This window comes from Rheinheimera sp. (genome assembly GCF_037442525.1).
GTDB lineage: Bacteria > Pseudomonadota > Gammaproteobacteria > Enterobacterales > Alteromonadaceae > Pararheinheimera.
Window position 1 is genome coordinate 241,356 of record NZ_JBBIQD010000002.1, and the last position, 19,168, is coordinate 260,523.

Here is a 19,168-nt window from a genome sequence, read left to right on the forward strand (position 1 = left end):
CTGCGTTATCGGCAGCGGGTATAATTTCTTTAAGACTTCGTTATTGCAAGCAGGTTTCGTGCCTGTTTAAAAGTATCGCTGTTAAATACAGCCCAGATTTTTTGCGCATAGTTGGGATCAGTCGCATAACCTGCCGCCTGCAATTGCTGAAAATAGGCTTTTGGATTGCTGCTGACTTCCAACGCCTGCTGGTAACGCGGGTTGTTCTGAATAAAGTCAGCATAGTCGTTCAGGCTCTGTTCCGGCGAACTGTAGGCGCGGAATCTCGCTTTCTCTTTCGCTGCAACCCCCTGACGGTATTCCAGGGTGTCGACAACAGCAACATCACCCTGCCAGCCGTGACTGGCTTTAATACCAAAGAAGTTAAAGCTGTTTTCCCCTTCCCCCGTTTTAAACATACGCTGCCCCCAGCCGGTTTCCAGCGCAGCCTGCGCCAGCAAAGCGAGTGGCTCCAGGCCAAGTTTTGCCGCCGCCTGCTCTGCAGCCGGCAACAACTTGCGGACAAAATCGGCCGGTTCAGTAAAACTCCAGTCATTGGCGTCAGACTCAGCGGACCCGGATGCTATCACCTGAGGATCTGCGGTATAAGGCACAGCTTCTGGTAAAGACGAGCTTGGCTTTGCCGCCAGGCTCTGCACGTCATTTGAGCTCTGCACCCTGGCGCCATGCCCCTGAGGCATGTTCAACTCTGTGTGGGCGTCGTCACCGATACGCTTTTTGCTTGCGGGTGGTTTCAGCTGCTGCACTATTAAATCGGCCAACCCCAGGCTGCCATTTTCAGACAATTCGCTCGCCAGCTGTTTGTCGTACATATCACGATAAAACTCGGTGGTCTGGCTGTTCATCAAACCATCGGCTTCGAAGGCTTCATTGGCCTTACGCATACTGGACAGCAGCATGCTCATAAAAATCGACTCAAACTGTTTGGCGGCCTGCTGCAATGCGGCATCGTCATCCTGTGCTGATTTGGCTTTCAGTTGCTGCAGGCTGCCAAGGTCATGGTAATTGACCTGTTGCTCGAGTCGTTTCATTCAGATCACCACTAACTCGCCGTGGATGGCGCCGGCTTCTTTCAGCGCTTCCAGAATAGCCATCAGATCACCAGGCGCCGCCCCCACAGCATTGACGGTGCTGACCAGGTCGTCCAGTGTGACACCGGGGTCGAATTTAAACATCCGCGATTTATCTGGCCGCACGTCAATGATGGTGTTTTGCTCTACCGCAGTGTCCCCTCCGGCCAGCGGGTTGGGCTGCACTACAGTCGGGTTTTCGGCAATAGTGACTGTCAGACCACCATGAGTGACTGCGGCGGGAAACAAACGCACGTCTTTCCCTATGACGATGGTACCGGTTCTGGAATTGATAATAATTTTGGCGGATTGGCTGGCAGGTTCCATTTCCAGGTTTTCCAGCGTCGATAAGTAAGACACCCGCTGGTTGATATCACGGGGAGCTCGCACCTGAATCGAGGCCGCATCCAGTGCCTGGGCTGTGCCTTCACCAATAAACTGGTTAATGGTTTGCGCCAGGGTTTTGGCCGTGGTGAAGTCTGAGCGGTTCAGATTGAAGGTAATAAAATCCCCTTCAGCAAAAGGCGACTGTACTTCACGTTCAACTATGGCCCCATTGGGAATACGCCCAACCGTTGGGGTATTGACCACCACACGGGAACCATCAGCACCTTCAGCCCCTAGCCCGCTAACAATCAGGCTGCCTTGGGCAACGGCGTACACATTGCCATCCAACCCTTTTAGAAAGGTTTGCAACAAGGTGCCGCCCCGCAGCCCTTTGGCATTGCCCATCGAAGACACCGTAATGTCCAGGGTCTGGCCCGGCTTGGCAAAAGCCGGCAGTTCAGCATGCACAGCCACGGCCGCCACGTTTTTTATCTGGGCTTTCATGGTGGGCGGTAAATTAATACCAAAGTTACTCAGCATGGTTTTGAAGCTTTGTTCAGTGAACGGGCTTTGCTCACCCGTCCCAGGCAACCCCACCACCAGGCCATAACCCACCAGCTGATTACTCCGCACCCCTTGTACTGACGCCAGGTCTTTCACCCGGGCCGCCTGCAGCGGTGTACAAAGACTCAGAGCCAGCATCACAACAACAGATTGCAGTAATTTCATCTTGGTTGCTCCGGTCAGAAAGGCCATAACACGCTGGTAAAGAACCGGCTGAGCCACCCCGGGCTTTGCCCGCCATGCGCAGACCCTGTGCCACTGTATTCAATACGGGCATTGGCAATTTTGGTGGAGGCTACAGTGTTCTGAGCGTCGATATCTTCAGCCCGGATCACGCCGGTCAGGCGGATAAACTCTTTGCCTGTATTCAGTGTGACCCATTTCTCTCCCCGGATCACCAGGTTGCCGTTGGCCATCACCCGCAATACATTGACCGAGATATTGCCGGTCAGGCTATTGCTCTGATCCGCTTTCGAATCACCTTTAAAATCGCTGGTGGAGTTGGCACCAAACTGCAGGGTGTTACCCAGTACGCTGACGTCACGGCCCCCCAAACCCACCATAGGGTCAAAGCTCGCCGAGCTGTCTTTGCCAAATTCGGTTTTCGCCTGTTTGCTGGCCTGAGTGTTTTCACGCAACACCACCGTAATAATGTCACCGGGACGACGGGCTTTATTGTCAGAATACAAACCATTGGACAAGCCTTGCGCAAACAGGGAGCCGTTATTGGAAATAGGCACAGCTTCCGGCTCCGGCGGCAATGGGGCAAACGCCGGATCATCCGGCATGGGCTCTTTAAAGCCTGATGCACAACCCACCACAGATGACAGCACCAAGACACTAAGCAATAGGGCTCGCATGGTTCTACTCCTACAACTGCTGGATCAGGGTTCCCATCATCTGATCGACGGTGGAAATCACTTTGGAGTTCATTTCATACACCCGCTGGCTTTCAATCAGACTGACCAGCTCTTCGGTGACATTGACGTTGGAGGTTTCCAACGAGCCCTGCACCAGAATACCGCGGCCTTCCAGTCCGGGAATACCCTGTATCGGATCGCCACTGGCTGCCGTCTGAGTAAACAGGTTCTGGCCCACAGGCTCTAAACCGGCCGGGTTCACAAAATTGGTCAGCGTCAATTGGCCAAGCACGGTATTTTCCGTTTGCCCAGGCAACCGCACCGACACTTCGCCGTCCTGCGAAATGGTAATGCTTTGAGCATCTTCCGGGATCACTATATTTGGCTGGATTTGATAACCAGCACCCGACGTCACCAGATTGCCATCGCTGTCTGTGGTGAACTGCCCATTACGGCTGTAAGAAATAGTGCCATCCGGCATCAACACCTCAAAGAAACCATGGCCCTGGATCATCACGTCCAGGCTGTTGTCCGTAGTGATCATATTGCCTTGGGTAAAACTCTTCTGGGTGGCCACCACCTTGGTACCGGCCCCTAACATCAAACCATTGGGCAGTTCTGAGTTTTGTGACGAGCGCCCGCCTGGCTGGTTCACATTCTGATACAGCAAGTCTTCAAAAATAGCCCGGCTCTTCTTAAAACCCACTGTGCTGGCGTTGGCCAGATTGTTGGAAATCACCGAAATATCGCGTTGTTTGGCATCTAAGCCAGTCTTACTGATCCATAAAGCCGGATGCATAAAATCCTCCTGGGCTTAGCCCTAGATTATCCGCATAATCTGGTTATGTTGCCGATCGATCTCTTCGGCGGTTTTCATCATTTTCACCTGCACTTCGAACTGACGCTGCAGGCTGATCATCTGAGTCATTTCACTGACCGCATTCACATTACTGGTTTCCAAAGCACCACTCTGTACTGTGACTGCGGCATTGGCTTCCGCCAGAGCACCGTCTTTACGTCGGAACAAACCGTCCAGACCTTTTTCTATATCTTCAAACTCTGGGCGAACCAGTTTGATTCGGGCCACAGGTTCCATCACGTTGGCCGGAGCGCCTTGTGGCCTGATACTGATGGTGCCGTCATTACCTATTTCCATTTTCTGAATAGGCAGAGGCAACTGGATCACCCCCTGTTCACCAATCAGCGGCAAGCCAGAGGCCGTTTGCAACACCCCTGTAGGGCTTAATTGCAGGTTACCTGCTCTGGTATAGGCCTCGTTGCCATCCGCATCCTGCACCGCAAACCAGCCCTGACCAGTGACTGCAATATCCAAATCCCGCTCTGTCATGATCAAAGCACCATCGTCAAAATTTTGACCTGGTCGCTCCGTCAATGAAAACACCCGGGTGGGTAACCCCTCACCGAAGGCCTGCATCGCCCTGGCCTGCTCCAAATCGGCTTTAAAGCCTGTGGTGCCGCTGTTGGCCAGGTTATTGGCTTTGATACTGATGCCATTCATATTCTCTTTGGCACCACTCATCGCGATATAAAGTAAACGGTCCATAACGGATCTCCTGTTTGCTTACTTCAGTGAAAGCAAGAGCAATGCCACATTTGTAATGTTTTGTTTAGTAAGAGGTTTAAAAAGAAAAAGCCACCCGAAGGTGGCTTTTTGACACGAAATGAATTAACGGATCTGCAAGATGGTGGTTTGCAGCGTACTGTTCACTTCCAATGCCCTTGAGTTCGCCTGGAAGTTACGCTGTGCGGCAATCAGGTCGACCAGCTCATTGGTCAGGTTCACGTTGGATTGCTCCAGCGCCGAGCTGTTTACCGCGCCAAAGGTGCCAGAGTTCGCCTCACCCGCCAAAGCTTCTCCCGACGTCAGGCTCTCTTTCCAGGAGGTGTTACCAATCTGGGTTAAGCCCTGCGGATTGGCAAACTTCACCATTGCGACTTGTGCCAGATAAGTCTGGTCACCATTCGAGTAAGAGGCCATCACCTTACCTGCAGCATCAATATCGACACTGGTTAAACGGCCAACTGTAGTGCCATCCTGGCTCAGGCTACCTACTTCAAATTTGGATGCGTATTGGGTCGGCGCCCGGGTACCGGATTCGTCGCGGAACTGAATATTTAAATCACTGGTAAACTGAGCCCCATTGGTCAGGTAACCGTTGACCGGGTTGTTCAAGTCGGCCATAGGTAATACCACGTTTGGAAATGGCGAAACCTGGGGCAAACCATTGGCATCAAAGTCCAAAGTCACAGGACCAATGGCGGCACCAGGTGTCAGCGGGCCACCTGAAGGCGCCGCCGGTACCGCATCATTGTCATCCAAGACAGCATAAACCTGCCACTCGTTGGTTGGTGCAGCTGGCGCTGGAGGATCATTGCGTCTGAAGTACATCGTCAGCACATGAGGCTCACCCAAACTGTCATAAATAGTGGTGGAGGTGGTCGAGTTATAAGATGCAGAATCCGTCGGATCAAAAGCCACAGTCGGGTTAGTCTCACGCGCATCCAGGTTCATCGTGACAAACACATTGCTGGACGCCCGTGGTGCACCTGCTGTTGACGGAATTTGGATTGGATTGGTTGTGCTCAAACTAACGGACGTCGTATCCCCAGTGGAGGGATCCACAGGGTACCCTTGCAAGAAGTTGCCGTTGTTGTCGGTAATAAAGCTGTTTTTATCCAGTTTAAATGCGCCGGCCCTGGTATAACTCAGCTCGCGGGAACCAATTTCAGGCGACAGGGCAAAAAAACCATCTCCGGTGATCGCAAGATCCAGTGAGTTATTGGTAAATTTCAGCGAACCTTGCGAAAACTGCTGCGCCACTTTGGTGGTGGTCGCACCATCACCCACTTTGGTTTTATTGGATGTAAACACAGACGCGGCATACACATCTGCAAATTCAGCGCGGGATTCTTTAAAACCCGTGGTATTCACGTTGGCAATATTGTTTGCCGTGGTATCGATATCTTTCTGAGCTGCAGCCAGGCCGCTTAACGCTATATTAAAACTCATAATGTCACCTCAACTCTGTGTGCAACTTAGGTCGCGATTTCAATAATGTCAGACAGTTTTTTCTGGCCTTGGCCAAACACATTCAGTACCAAACCCGTGGTAGTGCCATTGCCTAAACTGACGCTGGAGACAGGGGCATACACACCGGTTTCTATCGCTTCATTTTTTCCAGCAATGGTCGCTTCCACAGAGATGGTGTAATTGCCAGCTTTTGCCAGTTCCATCACAGGATTTCCCTTTTCATCCACTTTAGGGGTGCCATCTTCATTGACGGCCTGGGTGTCAGTAGTCCCATCCCACGGCAGCTGCAAACGGCCGGCATCCGCCGAAGGGAGATTGACTGAACGCACCACCACGCCGTTTTCATCTTTAATCTTGATATTGACGTTGGTTGCGGCTGCCGGGAAATTGGCGCTGGCAACCACCACATCATCTTCGCCGCTGTAAACCATATCGTCAGACTTCACCAGTACATATTGCCCAACCAAAGATGACGCCTGCAGCGCCTGGCTGGAGTTCATACTGGTGGCGAAGTCTTTAAAGTTGGTATTTAGCGAGGCAATACCATCGGCCATGGTGAAGTTGGTCATCTGCGCAATCATTTGATCGTTTTCGACAGGTTTGGTCGGGTCCTGATAGGCCAACTGCTGTGTCAAAAGCGCAAAAAAATCAGATTGGGTCAGGGCGCCGTTGCTGTTGTCTGTGGTGGTCGTTTTGGTATCTGTATTCCAGTACAGATCACTGATACCGTTGTTGTTTACGCTACTCATGCTCTACTCCTTGCTTAGCGCTGACCTAACATCAGGGTACGGCTGACCATTTGTTTGGCGGCGTCAGCCACCTGCACATTGGCTTCATAAGAGCGTGATGCCGAAATCATATTGGCCATCTCTTCCATAATGTTGACATTCGGCTTGTAGATATAGCCCTTGTCATCCGCCATCGGATGATGCGGCGCATATTCAACATTCAGCGGAGCGTCCGACTCGACGATCCCCATCACTTTGACTTTGGCACTTTGTTCACCGTTTTCACCCAATGCCTCCTCCAGCGCTGTGGCAAACACCGGATGACGTGCCCGGTATGTCTCACCAACACTGCTGCTGACGCTGTTGGCGTTGGCCATATTACTGGCCGTGGTGTTCAGACGGACCTGCTGGGCAGACATACCACTGCCCGCAATATCAAAGACGTTGTACATGCTCATTATTGCTGTCCTCCGGTGATGGCTTTTTTCAGGCCACTGATCCGACTATTCAGAAAGTTAAGTGTGCTCTGGTACTCCATGGCATTGCGGGTAAAGGCATTGCGCTCTTCATGAATATCCACAGAGTTACCATCCCCGGTATCGGTCTGGCCTGGCATTCGGTATTGTGCTTCAGCGCGGCGACTGGCGGTGGAAATCTCGAAATGACGGGGATCCGTTCGCCCCAGTTCGCCGCTTTGCCGCGCCTTTGCGCCTTCCAGCGCTGACTGGAAATCCAGATCACGGGCCTTGTAGCCTGGCGTGTCGGCATTGGCGATATTTTCCGCCAATAAAGAAGAACGCTGGTCGCGGACTAATAGGGCTTCCGGATGTACGCCAAAGGCTTTTTCGAAACTGATAGCCATAGCTTTATCACCTGCTGTTTACACTGATGGCAAATAGCAAGCAAAACTCGGGCCAAGTGAAGTGTCAGTTTTTCTTGCGGTAGATAATTCCCGGGTTACAACGCAACATCTCAAAGTCATTGTTCAGGCTGGACAGCGACTCCGAAGCCCCGAGAAACAAGTATCCACGCGGGTTCAGCACCTGGGCGAACTGGCGGATAATTTTCGCTTTCACATCGGGGGAAAAATAGATCAGCACATTGCGGCAGAAAATAATATCGAACTTGCCTAACAGGGTATAACTGTCCAGCAGGTTCAGGTGGCGGAAAGAAACGTTACGGCGAACGGCATCTTTTAGCCGCATCATGCCATGACCACTGTCATCAAAAAATTTGCTGCGCCGCTCCGGTGACAAACCACGGGATAAAGCCAGGCCGTCATATTCCGCCTTTTGGCAGTGTTCCAGCATCGCATTGGAAATATCAGTTCCCAGCACAGTGACTCCGCCGGGAAAGGCACCAGGCCTGCTCTGCTGGTATTCCAGTACAGTCATTGAAATGGAATAGGGCTCCTGGCCAGATGAGCTGGCCGCCGACCAGATTTTGACGCTTTTTTGCTCTTTCTCAAATTCAGGCAGAATTTGTTTTTTCAGCAGCTCATAAGGGTAATTATCACGAAACCACAGGGTTTCATTGGTAGTCATTGCGTCGATCACAGCGGAACGCAACTGACGCTCAAACGGACTTAAGGTTTTATTCAGCAGTTCAGACAACGACGCCAGACCAAAACGCTGCATTAATGGCGCTAGCCGGCTTTTAACCAAATATTGTTTATTGTCGCCCAGCACAATACCGCATTGCTGTTCGAGAAAATCCCGGAATAAGCGGTACTCACTGTCCTGCAGATCTTTGTTTGCTGCCTGCATAAAGCCCCTAATCTGTGTGCAACCACTTACGAACAGATTCTGCTAACTCATCCGGATTGAATTTAGCAATAAAATCATCCGCACCAACCTTTTGCACCATCTGCTGATTAAATACGCCACTTAACGAGGTATGCAAAATAACATGCAAAGGCTTCAATTTGCTATCAACACGGATTTCTGCAGTTAGGGTGTAGCCGTCCATTTCCGGCATTTCGATATCCGAGATCAGCAAACCTACCTTTTCAGTGACTGAATTCTGACACTGCCCGGCCACTTCCTGCAAAAAGGTTAAAGCTTCCCGGCCATTTTTAACCAGATGCATCTGAACCCCCAAAGTCTCCAAGGCTCGTTTGACCTGATTGCGTGCCACAGCAGAATCATCGGCAATCAGAATAATCCTGTCGCCCAAATCAGTACTAATCCCCTCAGTGACCACATGGCTGCTGATGGTGGTTGGAGATGGCGAGATTTCCTCAAGAATTTTCTCTACATCAATAATTTCGACCAGCTCATTATCAATCTCGGTCACCGCCGTCAGATAACTCTGTTTACCACTGGTGCCTTTTGGCGGTGGCATAATGGCTTCCCAGTTCATATTAATAATGCGGTCCACTGACGCGACCAGAAAGCCCTGCACTGAGCGATTGTATTCGGCGATGATAATAAAGCAGTCTTTGGTGTTTTCGATGGCCCGGCCACCTGTTGCCAGGCTTAAATCAATGACAGAAATCGTCTGACCACGAATATGGGCTATGCCTTTCACATACTTGTTTCGTTTTGGGATAGCTGTCAGCGGCGGGCACTGCAGCACTTCCCGCACTTTAAATACGTTAATGCCAAAACGCTGCCGGCCATTCAGTCGAAACATCAAAAGCTCCAACCGGTTTTGTCCAACCAGCTGGGTGCGTTGATTGACTGAATCCAGAATACTGGCCATAAAGCACTCCCAAAGGTCTGAAGATGAGTCTGAATAAACAATCAGGCCTGATTCTTGCTTTGTTGTATCAGAACTGGTGATTTTCCAGAAAAATGACTGAAAATTGACATACTTAAGTATGTTATAACCCTTTGCTGATAAAGCATAGCCGAAAGCCTATGAAAATGTACGATAATTTTTTCCGCTGCCCCGGCAAACTCCTGCCGCTGCTGTTGCTGTTTTCTGCTGTTGTGCAGGGGCAAAGCTATAACCCGGAGCAACTGACTGAACTGTCCAGGCAATGGCTGGAAAGCCAGCTGCAGGCTGGTGATAAAGTTGACATCACGGCGCTGGATAGCCGGCTCGGCAGTAAAGACTGCACAGGACCTTTACAGTGGAAGCGGATCGGCAGCAGCCAGACGGTCACCTTGCAACTGAGTTGTGGAGCGCCAAAATGGCAGCTCTATCTGAGTGCCAGAATTGCCCAGACAGTGCAGGCCGTCAGCAGCAGACAAAATATTGCTGCAGGCTCTGTCATTTCAGCCGATATGCTGGAACAGGTTGAAACCGAAGTTCGGTTGAGCAGAGGCTCGCTGGTTAGCGACCCGTCCAGTATAGTGGGCGCCAGGGTTAAACGGAGCTTGTCTGCAGGGCAGGCTATCACGCTTCAGGATCTCTGCCTTGTATGTAAAGGGGATCTGGTTACAATAGTCAGCACTCAGGGTACATTGGAAGTGCAGACCCAAGGCATAGCGCAGCAAGATGCGATTTTGGGTCAACAGGTTGCGATCACCAACAGACACACACAAAAACCCCTGCTGGCTGAAGTAATAGCGGTGAAAAAAGTAGCAATAAAGTTGTAGAATGTCCTAAAGTTTTTTCAGTTGCTGCCGTTAACCAGTGTATGGAACCGGGAAATAGGTGATGAGGTATCAAAATGGCAATTAACGTGAACACTGGCTTGCCAGCCACGCCCCAAGTGAAGGCGGATAAGACTGAGCAGCAAAACCTGCAAAAACAGCAGGTTGTGCAGCAGCAGGCCACACAACAGCAAGTTACAACGGGCTCGGCTACACAAAAGCAGGATTCTGTCTCCCTGACATCTCAGGCACAGCAATTCAGCAAAGCTGCCGACAAAGCGAAAAACAGTTCAGGCATTGATCAGGAAAAAGTTGACCGGATTAAGCAGGATATTGCTGATGGCAAATACAAAATTAATATTGAACAACTGGCACGCCGTATAGTGCAGTTTGAATCGGACTTTTTCGGTAAAAAATGAACGATACCATCCATCACCTCCTATCCAGCCAACAAGAGCAACTTGAGTTGCTCTTGTTGCTTTTACAGCAGGAATATTCTGCATTAGGCGAACGTCAGGTCGAACAATTGGAAATGCTGTTGCCAGAGAAACAACTCTGTACTGATCGTATTGCCGAATTAGACCGACAATTCAGCCAGCATGAAGACCTGGCCCAACTGAAAACACAAGACTGGTTTCATCAGCAGGTCGCACAACTGCAAAGCCTGCTGGCAGAATGCCGGCAGCAAACACAGGTCAATCAGCAGATTGTCGAACAGAGCCAGGTCGTGATTGCCCGATTAAAGTCTGAATTATTACAAAGCCACGGCCGCTCAGGCTTAACCTACACGGCTAAGGGCAAACCCGCTATTGCCGATAAAGGCCCTGGCATCAAGGCCTGATCACTGGCCTTGATGCGATAAGATTTAGTAGTACTTAACATTTTTAATCCGGCGTGTCGGCTGACTGTTCAGATACAAGTCATAAACCTGTTTAAAATCCAGCTCAAGCTCGGTGGCATAAATATCCCCGACAGGGTAAGTTTTCACCACCCTGGCCCCCCGAATAATACCGGAGACCGACGCATTCAGCTGGTCATCCCCAATCAGCACCTGCTGCATATTGGCTTCAGCATTGATCCGCTGACCATAGACCTGTTCAGCCAACTCCCGATAAGCTTCCAGCTTGGATGCCTTCATCGCCAGCAGCATCCGCTCCTGATCATTGGCCCCAGGTTGCTGACTCATAGGGGCATAGCCTATGGCTTTTAACACCGGAAAGCTTTTGGGCTCGACGGTTTCCCACTCTATATGGCGATCGGCCACCATACTGCAGCCAGACAGCAGGCTCAGCAGTATGACAGCGACACAGGAACTTTTTTTCATCCCTTTTACCTCAATTGATGATCATCACAGCGCTCTGCCGGTTTTCCATCCATTTCAATGCAGTTTCTGTGCCCAGTTGCCTGCTTCTGATAAAATTTTGCAGACGGCACGGCTTTTGCTTGAGTCTGTCGTTACTAGTTTGAGGTGCATTATGCGTCAATCCACTGTTATTGTTCCGCTGCTTTGCCTGCTGTCTGCCCCGGCATCAGCGGACTGGTATGAAGCAACAGGCCAGGCCGTGATCCGCAGTGCAGACCGTGCTGATGCCAGAGCAGAAGCCGTGCAGGATGCTGTCCGCAAAGCCTTGTTGTATTCCGGCGCATCTGTTCGCAGTGTGCAACAGGTCACCGACGGATTATTGACTCAGGAAACCCTGTTTTTACAGACACAGGGCGAAGTACAGAATGTACAAATCATCTCCGAAACCGAAGAACATGGCTATATTCTGGTCACTATTCGGGCCGATATTTTCCCGGATCAGAAGCAATGCAGTAATGTCCGTCTGAAAAAGCTCCTGATGATCAGCCCCTTTCAGCTCAGTCATCCTGAACAGGCCATAACAGGTCAGTTGTATGAACTGGGAAGCAGCAGTACTCAATTATTTATCCAGAAGCTACAGGAGTTCTCCCACTCCAGTACCAGCAAACTGTTACCTCAAAGTATCCGTCAAACAGACCTGAGTTATCAGGACCGTCAGGCCCTGCAACGCCAGTATGGCAGTCCTTATTTATTGCGGGCCCGGTTAGAAGATGTGTCCCTGGGGGAGCGGGTAGGTACAAACTGGAGTTTTTGGTCCGACGCCGAGCGAGAGCGTTTCTACCGGCTGGAACTGGAACTGCTGGATATTCAACAGCAAAAACAACTCTTTAGTCAGACTTATCAGACATCCGCTATTTGGGATTTTCAGGACAGAACTGTGATCAGTCCTCACAGCCAGCGTTTCTGGCGCACTGGCTATGGCAAATCTATCGACCGGGTACTGAATGCGGCAGCGCAGGATATAGAAGAGGTATTGCGCTGCGAATCGGTGCAAACTCAGGTCGTACTGGTGGATGCAGAACGTTTGATGCTCAACGCTGGCAGTGCTCAGGGGCTAAAAATCGGTGATGAACTGACAGTGTTGTATCGTCGTCAACATAAAGACAGCACAGGGCAATGGCAGGATCAGCTGACCATCAGCGATTTAAAACTGAAGATCACCGAATTATCTCATCAGTCCGCCTGGGCTGAAGCTGTGAATGCGGCGTATCTGGCTAATGTGCAGGTTGGCGATTTGGCCAGTCCAGAGCCAGCAAAAAATTAGTGGCCGCCCCAACAGGAATCGAACCTGTAACTGCCCCTTAGGAGGGGGCCGTTATATCCATTTAACTATGGAGCGGTTGCGGCGCAGTCTAACAAACAAAAGCAGGTTTGGGAATTTAACTGAAAAACAAAGCAGCTGTTTTCTTTTTGAAATACAGCTGCTTGGCTAAAAGAACATCAATTATGGCCGCATTTGTTCCAGCACAGAATGGGGTATAAAGACCTGCCCTGCACTGATCACCGCCTGATCCACTGCACTGACCACCCGGGCGTTGATCTGCACACCTCTGTGGCTAGGCACCAGGGTTCCAACCAGCACATAATCGGCCTGTACTTCACTGCGTAATTTGCTTAAATCGCGGGATAAGGCATAGTCCCCTTGCTCCCCAATGCGCAGTTTACGGCCCAATTTGTATTCAATGGCTGCCACCTGGTAATCCGGCAGACGGGTGACCAGCGCTTCCGCCATTTGTTGACCCAATGGATTGCTTTGTTCGAGCTGATGATCAAATTCAACAAAACTCACCACAGCCACCCGGCTGCCGGTCAGCTTGTCATTGGCGGCCAGTTTGAACGCCAGTTGCTCAGCATAATCCGATACTTTTTTGTGCCCGGACACAGAGTAAGGCAGAGGAGCCCCCATCAGTCCCGCAGCGCCGCCCCCCTGCTCTGATGGCAAAGTGGCACGAACCGGTCTGAGCTGCTCCTGCACCGGGGTGCCGACTTCGCCTGGTCGTGCCGGTCTTGTGGTGTAGGCCACTATGGCCGGACCCTTTTTACGCTCTTCAGCCAACAAGGCATCAAATTGCTCAGGCATAGGCTCCGAACTTGCAGGAACTGCTTCAACAAATTCTTGCTGGTACAGCGACTCATCACTGTCCTGGCGAACAGGTTCAGCGTTATTTTGCTGCGCAGTTTGAGGATTGTCGCAATCACAGGTCTGACTGCAACCCGCTAAACCAATCAGCACCAGAGCTGGTAAGATCCAACGCATATCAGCCTCCGGCTTTCAGCAACAGACGCTGAGGCGATTCTGAATGTTGTAATGCATCGCGCACAGCGGCAGGAATAAAGCTTTGGGCTGTGGCTATGACTTTTTTCGACCCCACCGACACCAGCCTGGCATTCACCAATACACCGCCCTGATGCTGTACCATAGTGCCGCCCAGTACATACTCAATAGGTTGCTCCTGTTGCAACTCCAGAAAGTCACGGCTGTAAGTGAAATCCCCTTGTGGGGTGACCCGGATATAATCTGTGGTTTTGAAATCCACCACAGGCAAACCAAATAAATGCACTTCATGCATAAAACTTTCAGCCAGCTGATTGCCTAACAAGTCTGTCCTGTCCAGCGGCGAATCCAGAAACACAAAACTGGTAACCCCAATCACAGACTGCTGGCGCGACAAGTCCATATTGGCAATCAGATCATGGGTCATGCCCTGAACATAGTGATTCACATTTTGGGCAGGCACCTGCTGATGTGCCTGCTGCAAAGCCCGTTGCTGCAACCGGGTTGCCTGATAACTTTGCGCACTGTACACCGGCGTGACAAAACCACCGGATGGATCGGTCTGGGTCGCCGCCGGAGTCAAGCCTGAGGTGGCCATGCCTTCGGTAGTCTGCACTTCATCACTGGTTCCATAATTCAGCCCAGTGCTACAACCAGCCATCATAGCTGCCGTCAGCAGTAACATGAGCGGGGTTTTGCCTGTGAAAGTCATCATTAGTACTCCAACCTGTATAATCTGTCCTGCCGCATCCGCACTTTTTCATTCTGATCAAAGGCCAGCTGCGGGATCAGATTCGATGCGGCAGCCACCACTCTGTTGCGTTCTGTATCGACCAGTTTGGCATTCACTGTAGTGTCGTAATCACCTTGTGTCATAGTACCAGCGATGACAAAACGCACCTGCTGCTGCTGTGCCAGTTCAGCCAGTTCGCGGCTCAGGCCCTGTTCGTGCTGGGAATACAGACTAATTTGCTCAGTTGAACGTAGTTCAACCACCTGATAGCCCAGCTGGCTCGCCACCGTCTGCATGCTTTCCTGCAACTGCAACCCTAACTGCCGGAAACGGAAATGATAAGGTTCAGGTTGGAGTGTGTCGGCGTCAACAAAAGTCACCACTGCCACCTGTCCAAGCGCTATAGGCCCCAGCTCTGCAAACAGCTGGTCGGCCAGGCGTTCGGTGTAATACAGCAGCGGCTGCTCAGCCTTTTTGGGCGCAGAGACCGCTGCACGGCCGGCAGTTTCCTGCCCATCCGGCAATAAACTGCAGCCTGTTAACAGGCACACACTCAGTAGACTCGCTCTGTAGAACACAGCACACCTCAGCAGGGGCAATAAAAAATTGGCACTTGTAGTGGATGCAGCAAAAAAAATGCCAGCTTGTTGCCGGCATCTTGACTAAATAGCGATTGGCGCCTTAATGGCAGGATGAGCCTGGTAATTGAGCAGCTCAAAATCGTCAAAGCGAAAGGCAAATAAGTCCGTGACGGCCGGGTTTAACCGCATCTGAGGCAAAGGAAAAGGTTCACGGCTCAGTTGCTCCTTCACCTGCTCCAGATGATTGCTGTACAGATGGGCATCACCCAGGGTATGGACAAAATCGCCAGGTTCTAAACCACAAACCTGTGCAATCATCAGAGTCAGCAACGCATAGCTGGCAATATTAAACGGCACACCGAGGAAAATATCGGCACTGCGCTGATACAGCTGGCAGGACAGGCGGCCACTATGCACATAAAACTGGAACAGGGTGTGGCAAGGGGGCAACGCCTGCTTGCCCAAAGCCGCATTGGCACTGGGGCTGATACGGGTGTCTGGCAACACAGCCGGGTTCCAGGCGCTGACTATCAGCCGGCGTGAATCCGGGTTGGTTTGAATGTCGTGTAACAGCTGGCTGATTTGATCAATGACCCGACCGTCGTGGCTCAGCCAGCTGCGCCATTGTGCGCCGTACACTGGCCCCAACTCGCCTTCCGGCGTTGCCCATTCGTCCCAAATGGTCACTTTATGGTCATTCAGGTATTTGATATTGGTCTCACCTTTAAGAAACCACAACAACTCATGAATGATGGAGCGCAGATGGCACTTTTTGGTGGTCACCAGCGGAAAGCCATCCGCCAGATTAAACCGCATCTGGTAGCCAAACACACTTAAGGTACCAGTGCCGGTGCGGTCAGATTTCTGATGGCCCTGCTCCAGCACATGGCGCATTAAATCATGGTACTGCTTCATGCTTTTGCTCCTTGCCTGGCTTCACGTCTGTACCCCCACAGAATCAACGCTGCACCGGCCAGCATCATCGGGATACAAAGCCACTGCCCCATCGACATGCCCAGCGACAATAAACCTAAATGGGCGTCCGGCTCGCGGAAAAACTCTATGGTAAAGCGTCCAACGCCATAGCCCAGCAGGAACAGCCCTCCGACATTACCGGCTGGTGGATTTTTACCTTTGTACCACTGCAGCAGAATAAACAGCAGTATGCCTTCTGCGACCAGTTCATACAGCTGCGACGGGTGGCGCGGCAACATACCGGCGTTTGGGAATAAAACGCCCCAGGGCACATCGGTGGTACGGCCCCACAACTCACCATTGATAAAATTGCCTAAACGGCCAAATGCCAGACCCAGAGGCAACAAAGGCACCACAAAGTCACCTAAGGCCAAAAACTTTTTCTGGTTGCGTCGGGCAAACCAAGCCATCGCAGCCAATACACCGAGTACGCCGCCATGAAACGACATGCCACCTTCCCAGGTGCGGAATAAATACAAAGGATCGGCCAGGAAAGCACTGAAATTATAAAAGAGTACATAACCGACACGGCCACCGACTATCACCCCTAAAAAGCCATAAAACATCAGGTCACTGACCTGATCGCGGGTCCAGCCTGAACCGGCTTTGTCTGCCTGTCGGTTAGCCAGCCAGTTGGCCAGCACAAAGGCAATCACATACATCAGACCATACCAGCGCACACTGACCGGCCCCAGGCTGAAGATCACCGGGTCAATCTGCGGAAACATAATATACTGCTCAGGCATTCGTTATCCTATGGTGGTTATTCTCGGGGAAGTGCCCCAGAGGCAGGGGCTGAATTCTAACGACTATTGAACCATCAGGCACGTAATTGGTTCAATAAATGTTTTTGGTCCAGGAAACGCTGAATATGCTGCCGTACCTGTTTGGGTGACTGGCAAGCCAGGATCTCCGGCAACAACAGTTGCAGTTCAGACAAGTGTACCCGCCGCAACAACCATTTAATTTTGGCCAGGTTGCTGGTGTTCATACTGAACTTGTCATACCCCATGGCCGCCAGGATCAAGACGCCGGCAGGTTCACCAGCCAGTTCACCACACACACTGACAGGAAACTGCAGTGCCTGGCTTTGCAGACACAACTGATGCAAAGCACGCAATACGGCCGGATGCATAGCGTCATACAAACTGGCCACCCGTGGGTTATTGCGATCAACCGCCAGTAAATACTGGGTTAAGTCATTGGTGCCTATTGAGCAGAAATCCACTTTACGGGCCAGCTCAGGCAATTGATACATAATGGACGGTACTTCCACCATCACCCCAACCTTGGCTTTGGGCAGTTGCACTTCGGTACCGGCCAGCTCATCGGCCACTTCAAAACTGGCTTGTTTAATCAGTCGCAGTGCTTCATCCACCTCCGCCAGGTCAGAAATCATCGGCAGCAGAATATGCAAATTACCCTGACCAATATTGGCTTTAAGCATGGCTCGAATTTGTACCAGAAAAATTTCCGGGTGATCCAGGGTCAGCCGAATGCCACGCCAGCCTAAAAATGGGTTCTCTTCACTGATCGGAAAATACGGCAAGGGTTTATCGCCGCCGACATCCAGAGTGCGCATCACCACCGCCTGACCGGGCTGCGTCGCCAGCACTGTTCTATACAGCTCCACCTGCTCGGCCTCAGTCGGAAAGCGGGTGCGCACGATAAAAGGGTATTCAGTACGGTACAGGCCTATGCCATCCGTGTGAGATGGGTGCGTCGTTTCCAGGTCAATGGCCAAGCCCGCATTGATCATCAGGCTGAACCGGCCACCACAGGCACTTTGCGCCGGCAAATGCATTTCGGACTGATACTGGGCGCTCAGCTGAGCATCTTCGCTGATCAGCGTCTGGTATTCGGCCAGAATAGGGTCCGCTGGTGCCATTAAAATTTGACCGCGGTAACCATCCACAATCAGCAACTGTTCTTGCCAATGGAACAGTGGCAATTCATCGGCGCCCATCACGGCCGGAATTCCCAAAGCGCGCGCCATAATAGCTGCGTGTGAATTCACTGAGCCTTTCAGCGACACAATGCCCACCAGCTGAGGCCGAGGAATTTCAGCCAGCATAGTAGCCGTGACATTTTCAGCCACCAGCACCACTTTTTCCGGCAACTTGTGATGACGCTGCTCTGTATCCAACAAATGATTCAGTACCCGCTGACCCAAATCGCGGATGTCGGTACCACGCTCGCGCAGGTAAGGATCGTCCATATCGTCAAACTGACGGGCAAATTTTTCCACCACCCGTTTCAGCGCACTTTTGGCGCACCAGCCTTCATGAATTTGCGCTTCAATTTCATTGCCCAGGCTGGCAGCTTCCAGCAACTGGTGGTAGACGTCGAAAATGGCCAAAGCATCGGCCGGCAAATGCGAACTCATCCGCTCCGCCAACCGGTTAAACTCGGCTTTGGTAATTTTGACCGCTTTATAAAAACGCGACAGCTCTTTTTCCGGATCATCGGTTTTGCGCAATGAAATATCGTCAAAGTCACTGGACGGTTCCATCACATAACCTTCGCCAATGGCAATGCCTGGCGCGCCAGGTAAGCCCTGTAACTGGCCTGTGACTTTTTGCTGGCTGGAACTCTGGCTGATCGACTGGCGCATTTCTGCATTGACCAGCACGGACGCCAGCTGCACCCCCAGGGTGACCAGAAAAGATTCTTCGTCTTCACTGAACACCCGGTTTTCTGCCTGCTGAATGGTCAACACACCCAGCACTTTACGGTGATGAATGATGGGACAACCCAAAAAAGCAGAAAACTTTTCTTCACTGACTTCAGGAGTGACTTTAAAACGGGGGTGTAAATGAGCCTGGGCCAAATTGATCGGCTCTTCACGCTGACCAACCCAACCGATCAGACCTTCGGAAAACCCAATGCTGATGCTGCCGACAGCTTCAGGATTCAGGCCATCTGTGGCCATCAGCGTAAACTGCTGCTGCTGGTAGTCGGCCAGATACACAGAGCAGCATTCTGTATTTAATGCACGTTTAACGTTCGAAACCAAGCCAGCCAGTGCTTTATTCAGTACCGGCTCCTGCGCCACATCCTGCACTATGCGCCTTAACTGGCTTAGCATACCTCTCTCC

The 19,168-nt window shown here is 51.4% G+C and carries 22 protein-coding genes and 1 tRNA gene; 4 read left to right on the forward strand and 19 right to left on the reverse strand.

The window, feature by feature from the left end; genetic code table 11:
* Window positions 1–29 precede the first annotated feature (29 nt).
* The 11 genes from flgJ to WKJ03_RS05360 form a co-directional block, all read right to left on the reverse strand.
* The gene (flgJ, locus tag WKJ03_RS05310) at window positions 30–1,031 is read right to left on the reverse strand and encodes a flagellar assembly peptidoglycan hydrolase FlgJ (protein WP_337841128.1); all 1,002 of its coding nucleotides are present in this window, start codon (window positions 1,029–1,031) and stop codon (window positions 30–32) included.
* Window positions 1,032–2,126 carry a flagellar basal body P-ring protein FlgI gene (locus WKJ03_RS05315; protein WP_337841129.1) on the reverse strand — a complete coding sequence of 365 codons (1,095 nt, stop codon included), beginning with the start codon at window positions 2,124–2,126 and terminating at the stop codon, window positions 1,032–1,034.
* Between the two features lie 14 nt (window positions 2,127–2,140).
* A complete protein-coding gene (gene flgH / locus WKJ03_RS05320; protein ID WP_337841130.1) occupies window positions 2,141–2,821 on the reverse strand; it encodes a flagellar basal body L-ring protein FlgH in 681 nt (226 codons plus the stop codon).
* A 10-nt stretch (window positions 2,822–2,831) separates the two neighbouring features.
* Window positions 2,832–3,620 carry a flagellar basal-body rod protein FlgG gene (flgG, locus tag WKJ03_RS05325; RefSeq protein ID WP_337841131.1) on the reverse strand — a complete coding sequence of 263 codons (789 nt, stop codon included), beginning with the start codon at window positions 3,618–3,620 and terminating at the stop codon, window positions 2,832–2,834.
* A gap of 21 nt (window positions 3,621–3,641) precedes the next feature.
* On the reverse strand, window positions 3,642–4,385 hold the full coding sequence (locus tag WKJ03_RS05330) for a flagellar basal body rod protein FlgF (protein WP_337841132.1): 744 nt from the start codon (window positions 4,383–4,385) through the stop codon (window positions 3,642–3,644).
* Window positions 4,386–4,508: 123 nt separating this feature from the next.
* A complete protein-coding gene (gene flgE, locus WKJ03_RS05335; RefSeq protein ID WP_337841133.1) occupies window positions 4,509–5,852 on the reverse strand; it encodes a flagellar hook protein FlgE in 1,344 nt (447 codons plus the stop codon).
* A 26-nt stretch (window positions 5,853–5,878) separates the two neighbouring features.
* Window positions 5,879–6,622 (reverse strand): flagellar hook assembly protein FlgD, encoded by a 744-nt coding sequence (locus WKJ03_RS05340; RefSeq protein ID WP_337841134.1) that lies wholly within the window; start codon window positions 6,620–6,622, stop codon window positions 5,879–5,881.
* Between the two features lie 14 nt (window positions 6,623–6,636).
* Entirely contained in the window at window positions 6,637–7,059 is a 423-nt protein-coding gene (flgC, locus tag WKJ03_RS05345) for a flagellar basal body rod protein FlgC (protein ID WP_337841135.1), read from the reverse strand.
* Window positions 7,059–7,463 carry a flagellar basal body rod protein FlgB gene (gene flgB, locus WKJ03_RS05350; RefSeq protein WP_337841136.1) on the reverse strand — a complete coding sequence of 135 codons (405 nt, stop codon included), beginning with the start codon at window positions 7,461–7,463 and terminating at the stop codon, window positions 7,059–7,061. The genes flgC and flgB overlap by 1 nt, the downstream gene beginning before the upstream one ends.
* Window positions 7,464–7,527: 64 nt before the next feature.
* Entirely contained in the window at window positions 7,528–8,367 is an 840-nt protein-coding gene (locus tag WKJ03_RS05355; protein WP_337841137.1) for a protein-glutamate O-methyltransferase CheR, read from the reverse strand.
* Between the two features lie 7 nt (window positions 8,368–8,374).
* Window positions 8,375–9,304: a chemotaxis protein gene (locus tag WKJ03_RS05360; protein WP_337841138.1), complete on the reverse strand. Its 930-nt coding sequence runs from the start codon at window positions 9,302–9,304 to the stop codon at window positions 8,375–8,377.
* Between the two features lie 158 nt (window positions 9,305–9,462).
* Between WKJ03_RS05360 and flgA the strand changes: the two genes are divergently transcribed.
* The 3 genes from flgA to flgN all read left to right on the forward strand — a co-directional run bounded on the left by flgA (window position 9,463) and on the right by flgN (window position 10,984).
* Window positions 9,463–10,146: a flagellar basal body P-ring formation chaperone FlgA gene (gene flgA / locus WKJ03_RS05365; RefSeq protein WP_337841139.1), complete on the forward strand. Its 684-nt coding sequence runs from the start codon at window positions 9,463–9,465 to the stop codon at window positions 10,144–10,146.
* 74 nt (window positions 10,147–10,220) lie between these two features.
* Window positions 10,221–10,562, forward strand: coding sequence for a flagellar biosynthesis anti-sigma factor FlgM (gene flgM / locus WKJ03_RS05370; RefSeq protein ID WP_337841140.1), 342 nt, complete (start codon window positions 10,221–10,223; stop codon window positions 10,560–10,562).
* Window positions 10,559–10,984, forward strand: a complete 426-nt coding sequence (flgN, locus tag WKJ03_RS05375) for a flagellar export chaperone FlgN (RefSeq protein WP_337841141.1) — start codon at window positions 10,559–10,561, stop codon at window positions 10,982–10,984. The genes flgM and flgN overlap by 4 nt, the downstream gene beginning before the upstream one ends.
* Before the next feature lie 24 nt (window positions 10,985–11,008).
* Here the strand turns inward: flgN and WKJ03_RS05380 are convergent, their stop codons facing one another.
* A complete protein-coding gene (locus tag WKJ03_RS05380; protein ID WP_337841142.1) occupies window positions 11,009–11,467 on the reverse strand; it encodes a flagellar biosynthesis protein FlgP in 459 nt (152 codons plus the stop codon).
* A gap of 151 nt (window positions 11,468–11,618) precedes the next feature.
* Between WKJ03_RS05380 and WKJ03_RS05385 the strand changes: the two genes are divergently transcribed.
* Window positions 11,619–12,770, forward strand: coding sequence for a flagellar assembly protein T N-terminal domain-containing protein (locus WKJ03_RS05385; protein ID WP_337841143.1), 1,152 nt, complete (start codon window positions 11,619–11,621; stop codon window positions 12,768–12,770).
* On the opposite strand, the gene WKJ03_RS05390 is transcribed toward WKJ03_RS05385, so the two are convergent.
* From WKJ03_RS05390 to ptsP, 7 genes are all read right to left on the reverse strand, one after another.
* Window positions 12,771–12,845: transfer RNA gene (locus WKJ03_RS05390), tRNA-Arg, on the reverse strand.
* Between the two features lie 105 nt (window positions 12,846–12,950).
* A complete protein-coding gene (locus tag WKJ03_RS05395; RefSeq protein WP_337841144.1) occupies window positions 12,951–13,763 on the reverse strand; it encodes a FlgO family outer membrane protein in 813 nt (270 codons plus the stop codon).
* Window position 13,764: 1 nt separating this feature from the next.
* Window positions 13,765–14,496: a FlgO family outer membrane protein gene (locus tag WKJ03_RS05400; RefSeq protein ID WP_337841145.1), complete on the reverse strand. Its 732-nt coding sequence runs from the start codon at window positions 14,494–14,496 to the stop codon at window positions 13,765–13,767.
* Window positions 14,496–15,065, reverse strand: coding sequence for a FlgO family outer membrane protein (locus WKJ03_RS05405; RefSeq protein WP_337841146.1), 570 nt, complete (start codon window positions 15,063–15,065; stop codon window positions 14,496–14,498). Before WKJ03_RS05405 ends, WKJ03_RS05400 begins: the two co-directional genes overlap by 1 nt.
* A 111-nt stretch (window positions 15,066–15,176) precedes the next feature.
* Window positions 15,177–16,010, reverse strand: a complete 834-nt coding sequence (locus WKJ03_RS05410; RefSeq protein ID WP_337841147.1) for a thymidylate synthase — start codon at window positions 16,008–16,010, stop codon at window positions 15,177–15,179.
* Window positions 16,007–16,816 carry a prolipoprotein diacylglyceryl transferase gene (lgt, locus tag WKJ03_RS05415; RefSeq protein WP_337841148.1) on the reverse strand — a complete coding sequence of 270 codons (810 nt, stop codon included), beginning with the start codon at window positions 16,814–16,816 and terminating at the stop codon, window positions 16,007–16,009. Before lgt ends, WKJ03_RS05410 begins: the two co-directional genes overlap by 4 nt.
* A gap of 74 nt (window positions 16,817–16,890) precedes the next feature.
* Window positions 16,891–19,158 (reverse strand): phosphoenolpyruvate--protein phosphotransferase, encoded by a 2,268-nt coding sequence (ptsP, locus tag WKJ03_RS05420; RefSeq protein WP_337841149.1) that lies wholly within the window; start codon window positions 19,156–19,158, stop codon window positions 16,891–16,893.
* Window positions 19,159–19,168: the final 10 nt, after the last annotated feature.